The sequence below is a fragment of the Pantoea sp. y20 genome, from assembly GCF_054903455.1.
In genome coordinates, this window is the sequence record NZ_CM142816.1 from 109,950 (window position 1) to 122,519 (window position 12,570).

At 54.7% G+C, this 12,570-nt stretch carries 12 protein-coding genes; 3 read left to right on the top strand and 9 right to left on the bottom strand.

From position 1 onward, the window contains the following. Positions 1 to 15: 15 nt before the first annotated feature. The 3 genes from ACYAC5_RS00535 to ACYAC5_RS00545 are packed head-to-tail and all read right to left on the bottom strand — an operon-like array spanning position 16 to position 2,044. A complete protein-coding gene (locus ACYAC5_RS00535; RefSeq protein ID WP_110867875.1) occupies positions 16 to 1,275 on the bottom strand; it encodes a PTS ascorbate transporter subunit IIC in 1,260 nt (419 codons plus the stop codon). 43 nt (positions 1,276 to 1,318) lie between these two features. Next, positions 1,319 to 1,585, bottom strand: coding sequence for a PTS sugar transporter subunit IIB (locus tag ACYAC5_RS00540; protein WP_101763934.1), 267 nt, complete (start codon positions 1,583 to 1,585; stop codon positions 1,319 to 1,321). A gap of 15 nt (positions 1,586 to 1,600) precedes the next feature. Continuing rightward, the gene (locus ACYAC5_RS00545) at positions 1,601 to 2,044 is read right to left on the bottom strand and encodes a PTS sugar transporter subunit IIA (RefSeq protein ID WP_137384868.1); all 444 of its coding nucleotides are present in this window, start codon (positions 2,042 to 2,044) and stop codon (positions 1,601 to 1,603) included. Between the two features lie 295 nt (positions 2,045 to 2,339). Between ACYAC5_RS00545 and ACYAC5_RS00550 the strand changes: the two genes are divergently transcribed. The 3 genes from ACYAC5_RS00550 (at position 2,340) to ACYAC5_RS00560 (ending at position 5,294) form a co-directional block, all read left to right on the top strand. Beyond that, positions 2,340 to 3,365: a LacI family DNA-binding transcriptional regulator gene (locus tag ACYAC5_RS00550; protein WP_101763827.1), complete on the top strand. Its 1,026-nt coding sequence runs from the start codon at positions 2,340 to 2,342 to the stop codon at positions 3,363 to 3,365. Between the two features lie 160 nt (positions 3,366 to 3,525). Further along, complete coding sequence (gene sodA / locus ACYAC5_RS00555) at positions 3,526 to 4,143, top strand: superoxide dismutase [Mn] (protein ID WP_101763826.1); 618 nt, start codon at positions 3,526 to 3,528, stop codon at positions 4,141 to 4,143. Positions 4,144 to 4,331: 188 nt separating this feature from the next. Beyond that, positions 4,332 to 5,294: a VirK/YbjX family protein gene (locus ACYAC5_RS00560; protein WP_462062222.1), complete on the top strand. Its 963-nt coding sequence runs from the start codon at positions 4,332 to 4,334 to the stop codon at positions 5,292 to 5,294. Positions 5,295 to 5,301: 7 nt separating this feature from the next. Here the strand turns inward: ACYAC5_RS00560 and ACYAC5_RS00565 are convergent, their stop codons facing one another. The 6 genes from ACYAC5_RS00565 to ACYAC5_RS00590 all read right to left on the bottom strand — a co-directional run bounded on the left by ACYAC5_RS00565 (position 5,302) and on the right by ACYAC5_RS00590 (position 12,567). Then, the gene (locus ACYAC5_RS00565; RefSeq protein ID WP_007893377.1) at positions 5,302 to 5,664 is read right to left on the bottom strand and encodes a YibL family ribosome-associated protein; all 363 of its coding nucleotides are present in this window, start codon (positions 5,662 to 5,664) and stop codon (positions 5,302 to 5,304) included. Positions 5,665 to 5,840: 176 nt separating this feature from the next. Further along, positions 5,841 to 6,386 (bottom strand): mannitol operon repressor MtlR, encoded by a 546-nt coding sequence (gene mtlR / locus ACYAC5_RS00570; protein ID WP_199559727.1) that lies wholly within the window; start codon positions 6,384 to 6,386, stop codon positions 5,841 to 5,843. A 60-nt stretch (positions 6,387 to 6,446) separates the two neighbouring features. Further along, positions 6,447 to 7,595: a mannitol-1-phosphate 5-dehydrogenase gene (mtlD, locus tag ACYAC5_RS00575; protein WP_462062224.1), complete on the bottom strand. Its 1,149-nt coding sequence runs from the start codon at positions 7,593 to 7,595 to the stop codon at positions 6,447 to 6,449. Positions 7,596 to 7,689: 94 nt separating this feature from the next. Beyond that, a complete protein-coding gene (locus tag ACYAC5_RS00580; RefSeq protein ID WP_101763823.1) occupies positions 7,690 to 9,624 on the bottom strand; it encodes a PTS mannitol transporter subunit IICBA in 1,935 nt (644 codons plus the stop codon). Between the two features lie 457 nt (positions 9,625 to 10,081). After that, complete coding sequence (locus ACYAC5_RS00585; protein WP_110867877.1) at positions 10,082 to 10,795, bottom strand: DUF3053 domain-containing protein; 714 nt, start codon at positions 10,793 to 10,795, stop codon at positions 10,082 to 10,084. Positions 10,796 to 10,968: 173 nt separating this feature from the next. Further along, on the bottom strand, positions 10,969 to 12,567 hold the full coding sequence (locus ACYAC5_RS00590) for a gamma-glutamyltransferase family protein (protein ID WP_462062226.1): 1,599 nt from the start codon (positions 12,565 to 12,567) through the stop codon (positions 10,969 to 10,971). Positions 12,568 to 12,570: the final 3 nt, after the last annotated feature.

Below are 12,570 nucleotides of genomic sequence, written 5' to 3' on the forward strand. Positions count from 1 at the left end.
GCGCTGTTGATGACATCAATGGAAGAACGAAATAATGTGGCCGAGCACGATACCAACAATGCCGAAGTCGGCATCACCGAAGGTGGTGGAAGCGAAGCCGAGGTCGCCCATCAGCGGCAGCAGAATCGCTGGCAGGAAGGAGATCAGCAAGCCTTGCACAAAGGCGCCGATCACAGCGCCGCGACGTCCGCCGGTGATATTGCCGTAGACGCCAGCGGTCGCACCGCAGAAGAAATGCGGTACCAGACCCGGAACGATAACGCTCAGACCAAACAGCGGACACAGGAACATGCTGATCAAGCCGGCGGAGAAGCTCGACAGGAAGCCGATGATCACCGCGTTCGGCGCGAACGGGAACACGGTTGGGCAATCCAGCGCCGGTTTGGCGTTGGGTACCAACTTATCGGCGATACCTTTAAAGGCCGGCACGATTTCGGCAATCACCATGCGCACACCGGCAAGGATGATATAGACGCCCGCAGCAAAGGTGATCGACTGAATGATGGCGAACACAATGTAGTTCTGGCCGCCACTGATGCTTTCGGTGAATTCTTTACCGGCAACCAGAACCAGCGCGATAAACAGAATCATCATGGTCAGCGAAATCGCTACCGATGAGTCGCGCAGGAAGTTGAGGGTTTTCGGCACCTTCAGCTCTTCAATCGACGGGCTGCCTTTACCGACCATTTTGCCCACTAACGCGGAGAGCAGATAGCCGGTTGAGCCAAAGTGGCCGAGCGCCAGATCGTCCGAGTTGGTGATTTTGCGGGTGAACGGCTGCAGAATCGCCGGGCAAACCACCATCATGGTGCCGAGAATCAACGAACCAATCAGCACCAGCCAGAAGCCGTGAATGCCGCCTACCGACAGAATTACCGCCAGCATCGCCGACATATACAGCGTGTGGTGACCAGTCAGGAATATGTATTTCAACGGGGTAATGCGCGCCAGCAAGATGTTCACCAGCATACCAAACACCATGATCATGGCGGTTTCGGTGCCGTAACTTTTCTGCGCCAGCGCGGCCATTGCATCCGTATTTGGCACTACGCCCTGAATATTAAAAGAGTGCTCAAACAGCTGACTGAAGATGGTCAGCGTGGCCGCAATTAAATTGGCCCCGGCGATGAGAATAACAAAACCCATGATGGTTTTAAGCGTACCGGAAATAACATCAGAAACCGGTTTCTTTTGCAGTAATAAACCAAACAGGGAAAAAAGGCCGACAAGTATAGCGGGTGTTCCAAGAACATCCTTAATTATAAACTGCAGCATAACTTACTCCATAGTGAGTAAAGTTTTTCGGGATAAACTGTTATTAGATATTTTCAGCCAGAATTTCTTTAATCTTTGCATTATCCAGCAGGTTTGTCAGACCAACGACTTTCGCGCTGTGCCCGGCTAATTGGTCGGCAATATCTTTTGCGGCAATGATTAAATCAGCCTGTTCAGATTTCGCAGAGGTTAAATCGGTGTGGCCCACTTCTGCCTCTTTGCCTAATTCCGCCACAATCTTCTTCACGTTCATTTCAACAATAAAGCTGCTACCTAAACCATTTCCACACACAATCAGGACTTTTTTCATCATAGGGTTCTCTGGTTATTTATTTTCAATGACAGCTTCAATCGCTGACAGGGTAGAAGCCGACAGCAACTGCTGCAGGCGGGATTCGTCGCTGAACACGTCCGCTAAGGCGGTGATCATCTGAATGTGATCGTCACCAGATACCGCGCACAGCATGATGACCACATAAACCGGATCGTTTTCATCGGCCTGAAAATTCACGCCATTTTTCACATGCAGCAACGACAGGCCGTTTTTGCGCGCGCCTTGTTCCGGGCGGGCATGCGGCATCGCCAGGCCCGGAGCCAGCACGTAGTAAGGGCCGAGTTCGGCATGCGAAGTGAAGATAGCATCGAGATAAGCCGGGCTGATCGCCCCAGCGGCCAGCAGCGGTTCGGCAGATAATCGCACTGCTTCCTGCCAGTCGCTAACCTGCTCGACTACCCGAATATGTTGCGGCGTTAGCCATTGAGTGAGCATCAGTCATTCCTGTTTATTCGTCGATGGAGTGCAATGTAGGTTATTTTCTCAGCGGTTTTCTGTGATGATTGTCGCAAAAGTTAGCGCTAACACCGTTATTGTTAAAAAACATGTTATCGCTAACATTTCCTTGCTGTGCGTTTGTCTTGGTTGCAAGCACCTGACATGCTCAATCATTCTGAAAAGATCGCTGGGTGAGGCATGCCCGAAACTGTGGTTTTTCACATGGCGCGTTAACAGATTTGGTTTTAAGCTGCGTCCTGGCAAAAAAGTAGCGAGTAATGCAGGAGATCGCATGACAGAAAAAAAACGGCGCGGTACCGGTAAAAGCACTTTAGCCGATGTTGCCCGTTTGGTGGGCGTAAGCACCATGACAGCGTCGCGCGCGCTACGCATGCCGGAGAAAGTGTCGCCTGAAATTCGCGCCAAAATCGATGCGGCAGTGATTGAGCTCTCCTATGTGCCGAATGTGCAGGCGAGCAATCTGGCATCGGCCACATCACGCCTGATCACCATGGTGGTGCCATCGTTTGCCACGCCGGGCAGCGCAATTGTGTCCGAAGCGCTACAGGAAGTGCTGCGGCCGCAGGGCTATAACATGATGCTGGCTGAAGCCAACCATTCGGCGGCAGAAGAGAGCGAGCTGATCGAAATGTTGCTCTCCTATAATCCGGCGGCGATGGTGCATTTCAATTTCGATAACGCCGCCGAAGCGCATCGTCTGCTGAGCAATTCCGGGCTGCCGGTCATGGATATTGGCGGCGTGCATCAGGATTCGGCGGGGATCAGCATTGGTGTCGATTACGCCAAAGCGATTCGCCAACTGGTGCAAAGTCTGGTCGAGCGCGGCTATCGCAATCTCGGTTTGCTGTGCACGCAGAGTAATAACACCATCTTCCGCCAGCTGCTGAATGGCTGGCACAGCGGCATGCTGGCGATGAATCAGGCGCCGCATCGCGTGGTGACCTCGCCGAAAATGCCGACCTTTGCCGCCGGGCACAGCTTGCTGGCGGAAATTCGCCTGACCTGGCCGGAGCTGGATGTGCTGATTTGCACCAGCGACGAAGTGGCCTGCGGCGCTATCATGGCGTGCCATGCGGCGGGGATTGCGATTCCCAGCCAGTTGGCGATTGCCAGCATCGGCGGCGGTCCGCTAGCGGCCGTATGTTCGCCGCCGCTCACCAGCATTGTGCTGCCGTATGAAGAGATGGGGCGCATGGCGGGTAAACGTCTGCTGGCGGCGCTCAAAGGTGATGAGCCGCCAGCCATCAATGAACTGCCGGTGCAGCTTAAACTGCGCGCCAGCAGCCACAAGGTGTAGCCGTGCGTGCGCACCTTTTCCCAGATTCATCAAATCCTTATCAATTCTAAGGCATTGATAACCCTTTTACGGATCATGTTTTTAACTATAATGATCCGACTGCTTACGCGGCACACCCAGTGAGGTGGTGCTGCAAAACACTAAAATGGAGAGGAAGAACATGAGTTATTCACTGCCATCCCTGCCGTATGCGTACGACGCACTGGAACCGCACTTCGACAAGCAGACGATGGAAATCCATCACACTAAACACCACCAGACCTACGTTAACAACGCTAACGCTGCGCTGGAAGGTACCGAATTCGCTGACCTGCCGGTAGAAGAGCTGATCACCAAACTGGATCAGCTGCCAGCAGACAAAAAAGGTCCACTGCGTAACAACGCAGGCGGCCACGCTAACCACAGCTTCTTCTGGAAAGGTCTGAAGCTGGGCACCTCGCTGCAGGGCGACCTGAAAGCCGCCATCGAAAAAGATTTCGGTAGCGTTGAAGCTTTCCAGGCTGAGTTTGAGAAAGCTGCGACTACTCGCTTCGGTTCAGGCTGGGCGTGGCTGGTGAAAAAAGGCGACAAACTGGCTGTGGTTTCAACCGCAAACCAGGATAGCCCGCTGATGGGTGAAGCCGTTGCTGGCGTTTCAGGCACGCCGATCATCGGTCTGGACGTGTGGGAACACGCTTACTACCTGAAGTATCAGAACAAACGTCCTGATTACATCAAAGCATTCTGGAACGTAGTGAACTGGGATGAAGCTGCAGCACGTTTCGCTGCTGCGAAGTAAGTTCAGGCGATAGCCGCAACGCACTAAACCGGTGATCTCTTCACCGGTTTTTTTTCGCCTTTATAAACCCTTGCTAAACGACCTGAATATTCCCGCACACGACTATTCCGCTGCGAAAGCTATTAACCTGCCGTTGATAATTTGGGGCATATAGTGGCGATAATTTGTCTCGCCAAGCCTAAATAATCATGTCTACTATCACAACTTCTGTGACGAATAATGATTCGTCAGCACCGCTATTTTTGCCGTTAATAAGCGGAAAGTTCAGGCCAAATAAATTATGGAATAGCGGAAGATTTCGCGCGAAATTTGCCTTAAGATCGCTGGTCTTTCCTGTAACTACCTTTAATTACCTGCACCAGTTGGCGCAATTATCTGCGTTACCACAGCTGCTGACCATGCAGGGTTTGCTGCCGGCGAAGCCACATCGTCCTTATCTGCGTGCGGGATTCAGCGTGGCGCAGCGCGCACAGGCGATCATCGATCACTATACGTTGATGGATCAGTTAGATAATGCGGCGCTGCGTCAGCTGTTGCAGAGTCCGGGTGATAATTTACTGGCCACCCTGAGCGGCAAAAATGATGAGACGTATGTGATTCACTGCTGTCCGGGCCGCTTTGACCGTGAAGGTGAAATTACTTTGGAATTGCGCTATGAAACGCAGTTAATTGCGTCGCTCTCTTTCTCAATTATTCGCGAACAGCAGAAGCGCACGTTATTAATTGGTGGATTGCAGGGGCCGCGTAAGCATATTTCTAACGATGTGATTCGCGATGCCACCAAAGCGGCGCACGGCGTATTCCCAAAACGCCTGCTGATGGAAGTAGTATTTAATCTGGCGGAACAGTGTGGCGTTGAGGCGATCACCGCCGTTGGCGATACCACGCACGTGTTTCGCAGCCTGCGCTACCGTCACAGTAAAGGTGATAAGTTCTTTGCCAGCTACAGCGAGTTTTGGTTGTCGTTGGGTGGCGTGGCGCGTGGCGATGAGCTATTTACGTTGCCGTTACGCGCGGAGCGTAAAGATTTGGAAGAGATTGCCAGCAAGAAGCGCGCCGAGTATCGCCGTCGTTATGCCTTGCTGGACAGTCTGAATGAACAAGTTCATCAGGCGGCGGGCATCCTACGCGACGTTTCACACGCCGCGTAAGTCAAGATTAGAACGGCTGCTTCGCGTAGCCGGTCATCACTTTCAGTCCCATCTCACGTCCGAGCGCGGTCATTGGGTGTACCACCACCAGGCCGCGCACGCTTTTCTTGAATGCGCCCATGTTGGCTTGTTCTTTTTTGGTGATTTCGCGGCTAAAGCCCAGCTTCTGCAGCTGTTGCGCTTCTTTGCTCAGCTTCTCGGTGCGCACACCGCGCAGGCGCTCAATTTCCAGCTCCAGCTTCTCTTTTTCACGCAGCAGTTCACCGAGCTTTTCGGCATCGCCAGAGGCTAACAGCGGGGCTTCTTTGCGGTTGAGCGCATCGAGCTGATCGCTCAGAAGTTTGATCTCGGCTTTTTCTTGTTCTTTCATTGGGGGAAAACTCGTTAAGGAAAACAGGCAAAGGATACATCAAATTCAGGCAACTTTGCAGCGCATGACTTCGCGCGATAAATCGCGCTGCGACAATGCGTGCTGATTTAAGACGTAGATGCCTCACGCGCATTTATCCGCAGCGGCACGCTTCAGCGCGCTTGTTCATACAAAAACTACAGCGCAGGCTTTTTAAACACCTGCTTATGCGAAATCCGTGAAATCAGCTCGGTGAGCGACAGCACCATGGTTGAACGCACCATCTGCAGATAGCGCTGTTGCTGCATGGAGCGCAGTTGGTCGTCGTCACGGTTGAAGTCTGGCTGCGATGGCCAGGCGGCCACGCAGTGCAGTTCGCCAAACGGGCCGAGGATCTCATCATCGGTAAAACGATAATCGCTGATGTCGTGATTCAGCTCCTCACGCAGCGCCAGCAGCAGTTCACAATCTTCGTACTCATGCCGGTTGATCACGCCCAGGCCGTAAATCAGCTTGAGGCGAACCGAGAGTTCGCCCAGCGGACCATCACCCAGCAGCAGCGGTTCTACCGCGTATTTAACCGCGTAATCGTCCTTGCGAAACACTTGCAGCACCAGCAGGTTAACCGCTTCGGTCAGCAGCTCAACGGCGGCGATCAGGAAGCTTCTCACCGAACGACCGGCGTTCAGGCGCTCAAGCACCCGGTTTTCAAAAGCCTGCTTCTCTTCCATCATTGCCTGCATCGTTCAGCTACCGCCAGCGGGCACGCAAGCGCGCCCGAGTTAACCACTAAAGGGCGCGCATTATGCCATAGCGTTGTAAGCGCTCACCACTGAGGTGACCACTTCGCTGTTGGCATCCAGGCCAGAAATTTCCGCCAGCGCGGCTTGCGGGCCTTTTTCTGCCAGCAGCGCGACCAGTTCCTGCGCCTGCGGATCGGCTTCGCTGCGATAGTGCATCGCGGCGGCAATGCCCTGAACCAGATTATCGTGCGGCAGCTGATACTCCAGCGTGCCCAGCGTTGGCTTGATCAGGCGATCGCCCGCGCTGAGTTTACGCAGCGGCTGACGACCGACGCGCTCAACGTCATCTTTCAGGTACGGGTTTTCGAAGCGGGTGAGGATTTTCTGGATATAGGCAGCATGTTTATCGGCTTCAAAACCATAACGCTTGATCAGCACGGCGCCGCTCTCCTGCATCGCGCCTTGCACTACCGCACGCACGTTCTCATCGAGAATCGCGTCACGAATGGTAGCGTGACCAGCCAGCTGGCCGAGATACGCGGTGATGGCGTGACCGGTATTGAGAGTGAACAGCTTGCGCTCAACGAATGCCATCAGGTTGTCGGTCAATTCCATGCCAGGAATGTTCGGCAATTCCCCTTTGAACTGGGTTTTATCAACAATCCACTCGCTGAAGGTTTCAACTGTCACTTCCAGCGGATCGGTGGTGCCCGCTTCGGACGGCGGCACGATGCGGTCTACCGCGGAATCCACGAAGCCAACATGCGTTTCAACCCATGCGTGATACTGCTCTGGCAGCGCTTTTAGCACGTGCTGTTTCAGCTGGCTGGTACCGCGCACCATGTTTTCACAGGCGATGATGTTGAGTGGACGCACATTACCGCTGTCGCTGCGTTTGGCCAGACCTTTCGCGACGCCACCGGCGATGCGCTCCAGAATCTGCGGACCAACCGCCGTGGTCACGATATCAACCTCAGCAATCAGCGTAACGATGTCATCGCTGGTGCTGTTAACGGCGCTCACGCCTGTTACGATTTCGACTTTTGCCTGTTCGCCAACCACATGAACCGGATACTCATGACGGGCGTTAAGGGCATCAAGTACCACCTGATTGACGTCAGCAAACACCAGCTCGATGCCGGCATCTGCCAGTAACTTACCGATAAAACCGCGACCGATGTTACCTGCTCCAAAATGTAACGCTTTCATAAATTTGACCCATATCAAATGACGAAAGGGCGGGCAAGTCCGCCCCGGAAATGTGGGACGGGCTTACCCGCCCCAGGGAAGGTAAAACGGGGTATTACGCTTTGACGGTGCTGCCCGAGAGCAGATCCAACACGTCCTGCACGCTGGTGGTATTGGCCAGCTTCTCAATCACGCTGTCATCATCCAGCGCGTTGGTCAGGCTGGTAATCACCTGAATGTGCTCGTTATTGCGAGCGGCGATACCAATCACCAAACGCGCCACGTCTTCTGGCTCATCACCAAACTGTACGCCCGCCGGATACTGACAGAACACCACGCCGGTTTTCAGCACGCGGTCTTTCGCTTCTACGGTTCCGTGAGGTACAGCAATGGATTCACCGAGGTAAGTTGGCGTCAGCTTTTCGCGTTCCAGCATCGCATCAACATATTCCGGCTGCACGTAGCCGCCTTTCACCAGCTGCTCACCCGCAAAGCGAATCGCCTGCTCTTTATGGGTGGCACTCAAACCGAGGAACACGTTGTCTGCACCCAGTTTGAACAGGTGCGCGTTGCCTTCGTCGTAGCTGTCAGCCAGCGTGGTCTGCACGGTTTCACGACGCGCTTCGCTGCGGTTAGCGGCCACCAGACGTTCGGTCAGGTTGCTGTACAGCGCGCTATCAAGGAAGTTGTTCAGCGAAATGTGCTGCGCCTGCGGTGCCTGACGCATCGCACGTTCGGTCAGATCGCGGTGGGTAATCACCAGATCGACGTCGCCCGGCAGCGAGTTAATCGCCGTGTTGGTGACGGAGATATTGCTCAGACCTGCGTCCTGCACTTTCTTACGCAGCACGCCCGCACCCATCGCACTTGAACCCATACCGGCGTCACAGGCTACGATGATTTTACGCACGTGGTTCAGGTCAACGCTCATCGCATCGCCAGCAACTGGCGAACCGGCAACAGCCTGACCTTTTGACTGCGCTTTCATATCCTGCATGCGCTGTGTCGCCGCTTCGATATCGTCATCTTCTTTCACTTTGCTGGTTTTCAGCAGGATAGCTGAGACCACAAAGGAGACGGCAAACGCAGCGATAATGGCAGCGATATTCGCGAAGTAAGCGCCTTTTGGCGTCATCGCCAGCACCGCCAGTATGGAACCTGGAGAAGCCGGAGAGACCAGGCCGCCGTTCAGCAGTGTCAGGGTGAATACGCCAGTCATACCGCCGAGAATAACCGCCAGCAACAGACGCGGCGCCATCAGCACGTATGGGAAGTAAATTTCGTGGATACCACCAAGGAAGTGGATGATCGCTGCACCGCCTGCAGATTGTTTGGCGCTACCGCGGCCAAATACCATGTAGGCAACCAGCACGCCCATACCCGGACCAGGGTTGGCTTCAATCAGGAAGAAGATTGATTTGCCCGCCTCGCTCGCCTGCTGGATACCCAGCGGAGAGAAGATACCGTGGTTGATGGCGTTATTGAGGAACAGGATTTTCGCCGGTTCAACAAAGATTGAGGTCAGCGGCAGCAGGTTGTTCTGCACCATCAGATTCACGCCCGCGGCGAGAATGTGTGACAGGCCTTCAACCAGTGGACCGATAGCGACAAACGCCAGCAGCGCCAGCAGCATACCGATGATACCGGCCGAGAAGTTGTTAACCAGCATCTCGAAGCCGCTTTTGATCTTGCCATCAACAACGCGGTCAAAGGATTTGATTGCCCAGCCGCCCAGCGGACCGGCAATCATGGAGCCGAGGAACATCGGCATATCGGCACCGACGATCACGCCCATGGTGGTGATCGCACCGACCACGCCACCGCGATCGCCGCCAACCAGACGGCCACCGGTGAAACCAATCAGCAGTGGCAGCAGGTAGGTGATCATTGGGCCGACGAGTTTCGCCAGCGTTTCGTTTGGAATCCATCCGGTTGGGATGAACAGCGCAGTGATGATACCCCATGCGATAAACGCACCGATGTTAGGCATCACCATATTACTCAGAAAGCGACCAAAGCTCTGAACCTTGACCTTTACTGATGAGGACATAAACCCACCCCTTATTGAGACGCGCTGCAATAAGAGAGCGCGTTTGTTTTTGTTTGAACGTTACGGCGGGGGCCGTGGCATTACTGTATGCACGCGGACTCTAGCACTAGTTTATTACGCTGCGTAGAGCTGCACCTAAGTGTGATGCAGATCACGCTAAGCTGGGGTGATTGGGGGGCAATAAGGTGACATCGATCACAAAAAGGCGCTGTAAGAAAGCAACGGTGCCGAAAAATTAAGCAAAACAAGGCGATGAATGTGACTTAAGTCACCTTTTGAAGTGGGCGCTTTATTGTGTAAGTGTGATCAATGTCACAAACTATTTGTGGTCGAAAATGCGCCAGATCACAATATGCTGCAGCAGATAAGTGAGCTGTAAGGAAGTGACGAAATTCTGAAAAGGGATAACAGACTTTCAGGGTCGCCATTGATGGCGACCACTAAAATAGTTCGGCTGTTACAACCCGCCTTGCACCGCATTTTGCGCTTGCGTCAGCGCTTGCGCGTTGCTGGAGAGATTGCTCATCAGCGTGTTGTATTGCGTTGCCTGATCCTGGGTTGGGAACTGTACACCGCCATCGTTGAAGGTTACGCGCGTGCCTTGCGATTGCAGATAGTCGCCGGTTTGCACGGCTGCCTGGCTCAGCGCCTGCAGCTGTGGCAGCAGCGGAATCAGCGTGCTCGCTGGCTGCGTCACGACTTTGACGTAGGCCGCGTCATACACTTTCTTCAGATCATCCGGCTGCTTCAGGGTGGCTTTGCTGCTGTCCGCCTGCATTTTGGCGCTCTGAATCTGCTGGGTCAGCACGCTCAGATTGCCGCTGGCCTGGCGCAAGCTATCGCGACGCGTGAGGTAATCCTGCGGTACACGAATCGCCGCTAACTCATCAACCACCGGGCGCATGCCTTGCTCAATCGCCTGATTGGTCTGCTGCGAGAAGCCATAAAGGATGGCGTAGTCGCTGGCGTAGTTGCCGAAGGTTTGCTTTTGGTTTTCACTCAGGCTTGGCAGATGTTCGCCACTGCGCATCACCGTGTTCTGAAGGAAGTCACTGAACGCTTTACGCTGATCGCCCTCTTTGTCACCGCAGGCTGTGAGTTGCAGCACCACTAACGCGCTGACCATCAGCATGCCGGTACGCATCCAGATGCGAGAAATTCCTGACGCCATGATGAACTCCTGTTATGGCTAATTCGATTCGATGGGAATGGTCCTAAAGAATAGTGCAATGGCCTGACGGGTACAACGGGCGGCGTTTGCCTGGTGCGCATAAATGCGCACCCGATAAGGAAATGGCGGAATTCCAGGGTCACCGATAATGGTGACCGTTTTAACACGTTAAATCAAAACACCAGCGCCTGCCCATCCTTACGGCTTTCAGTGGCGGCGATATAGAAGCCTTGCGGATCGCGCACAATCGCCTGCGCACCGCCGAAGTTATAGCCAAGCAAAGGATCTTCCAGCGTGATCTGGTGCCCCATCTCGCGCAGCTTCGCCAGCACGTTACGGTCGATGCCGGGTTCAACCACCACCGCACGTCCTTGCTCAACGCGCCAGCGCGGTGCATCAATCGCTGCCTGCGGGTTTTGCTTATGCTGCATGATACGCAGCGCCATCTGCAAATGACCTTGCGCCTGCATCGGGCCGCCCATCACGCCAAACGACATCAGCGGCTGGCCGTCACCGTCGAGGGCAAATGCCGGAATGATGGTGTGGAACGGACGTTTGCCGCCGGCGACCACATTGGGATGCTGCGGATCGAGTGAGAAACCGCAGCCACGATTTTGCAGGCTAATGCCGGTGCCCGGCACCACTACGCCAGAACCGAAGCCCATGTAGTTTGACTGTATAAAGGACACCATCATGCCGCTGGCATCCGCGGTAGAAAGATAAACCGTGCCGCTCTGCTGCGGGGAGCCAAAGGTAAAATCTCCGGCCCGATCGGGATTAATCAACTGCGCGCGCTGTTTTAAATACTCATCACTGAGAAGCAATTCTGCCGGAAACTCGAGGTGATCGTAATCGCTGACATAGCGATCCAGATCGGCCAGCGCCAGCTTCATCGCTTCAATCGACAGATGCAGCCACGGCACCGAATCCGGTTCATAGCGACCAATATCCCACTGCTCAAGAATGCCCAGCGCAATCAGGGTGGCAATGCCCTGACCGTTCGGCGGCAGTTCCTGCACCGATCCGCCCGCAAACGGGCGCGATAACAATTCTACCCAGTCGGCGCGATGATTTTTCAGATCATCAAGGCTCAGCGCCGCACCATGCTGCTCAGCAAACGCCACTATCTTTTCAGCCAGCTCGCCACGATAGAAGGCCTCACCGCGCGTTTCGGCGATTTTTTGCAGCGTTTCGGCTTGCGCCGGATTACGGAACAGCTCGCCGGCACGCGGCGGTCGTCCATCGGGCGCAAAGCACTCGACGAAGCCGGGCTGATCTTTCAGCTTGTGGTAGGCGCGCTGCCACAGATGACCAATCAGCGGTGAAACCGGGAAACCATCGCGCGCGTATTCAATGGCCGGTTGCGCTAACGTGGTGAGTGGTAGCTTGGCAAAGCGTTCGGCCAGCTCCACCCACGCCGAAACCGCGCCCGGCACGGTGACCGCTTCCCAGCCAATTTCCGGCATGGCATCGCGCCCGGCAAAGCGTTCCGGGTTCCATGCGGCGGGCGAGCGGCCCGAGGCATTCAAACCGTGCAGCTGTTTGCCATCCCAGATAATCGCAAAGGCGTCACTGCCGAGTCCGTTGCCGCTAGGCTCCAGCACGGTCAACGCCATTGCACTGGCAATCGCCGCATCTACCGCATTGCCGCCCTGTTGCAACATACGCATCCCGGCCTGCGCCGCCAGCGGCTGCGAAGTGGCAACCGCGTTGCGTCCCATCATCGGTACGCGGTGTGAGGCATAGCTGACGTTAAAATCCAGTTCACTCATGAT

What these genes read in the sequence shown, in the direction of transcription:
- ACYAC5_RS00565 (WP_007893377.1), bottom strand. Translation starts at nt 5,664, where the DNA reads ATGAAAGAACAAGAAAAAGCCGAGATCAAACTTCTGAGCGATCAGCTC.
- ACYAC5_RS00540 (WP_101763934.1), bottom strand. Translation starts at nt 1,585, where the DNA reads ATGAAAAAAGTCCTGATTGTGTGTGGAAATGGTTTAGGTAGCAGCTTT.
- sodA (WP_101763826.1), top strand. Translation starts at nt 3,526, where the DNA reads ATGAGTTATTCACTGCCATCCCTGCCGTATGCGTACGACGCACTGGAA.
- ACYAC5_RS00535 (WP_110867875.1), bottom strand. Translation starts at nt 1,275, where the DNA reads ATGCTGCAGTTTATAATTAAGGATGTTCTTGGAACACCCGCTATACTT.
- ACYAC5_RS00580 (WP_101763823.1), bottom strand. Translation starts at nt 9,624, where the DNA reads ATGTCCTCATCAGTAAAGGTCAAGGTTCAGAGCTTTGGTCGCTTTCTG.
- ACYAC5_RS00590 (WP_462062226.1), bottom strand. Translation starts at nt 12,567, where the DNA reads ATGAGTGAACTGGATTTTAACGTCAGCTATGCCTCACACCGCGTACCG.
- mtlR (WP_199559727.1), bottom strand. Translation starts at nt 6,386, where the DNA reads ATGCAGGCAATGATGGAAGAGAAGCAGGCTTTTGAAAACCGGGTGCTT.
- mtlD (WP_462062224.1), bottom strand. Translation starts at nt 7,595, where the DNA reads ATGAAAGCGTTACATTTTGGAGCAGGTAACATCGGTCGCGGTTTTATC.
- ACYAC5_RS00585 (WP_110867877.1), bottom strand. Translation starts at nt 10,795, where the DNA reads ATGGCGTCAGGAATTTCTCGCATCTGGATGCGTACCGGCATGCTGATG.
- ACYAC5_RS00560 (WP_462062222.1), top strand. Translation starts at nt 4,332, where the DNA reads ATGTCTACTATCACAACTTCTGTGACGAATAATGATTCGTCAGCACCG.
- ACYAC5_RS00550 (WP_101763827.1), top strand. Translation starts at nt 2,340, where the DNA reads ATGACAGAAAAAAAACGGCGCGGTACCGGTAAAAGCACTTTAGCCGAT.
- ACYAC5_RS00545 (WP_137384868.1), bottom strand. Translation starts at nt 2,044, where the DNA reads ATGCTCACTCAATGGCTAACGCCGCAACATATTCGGGTAGTCGAGCAG.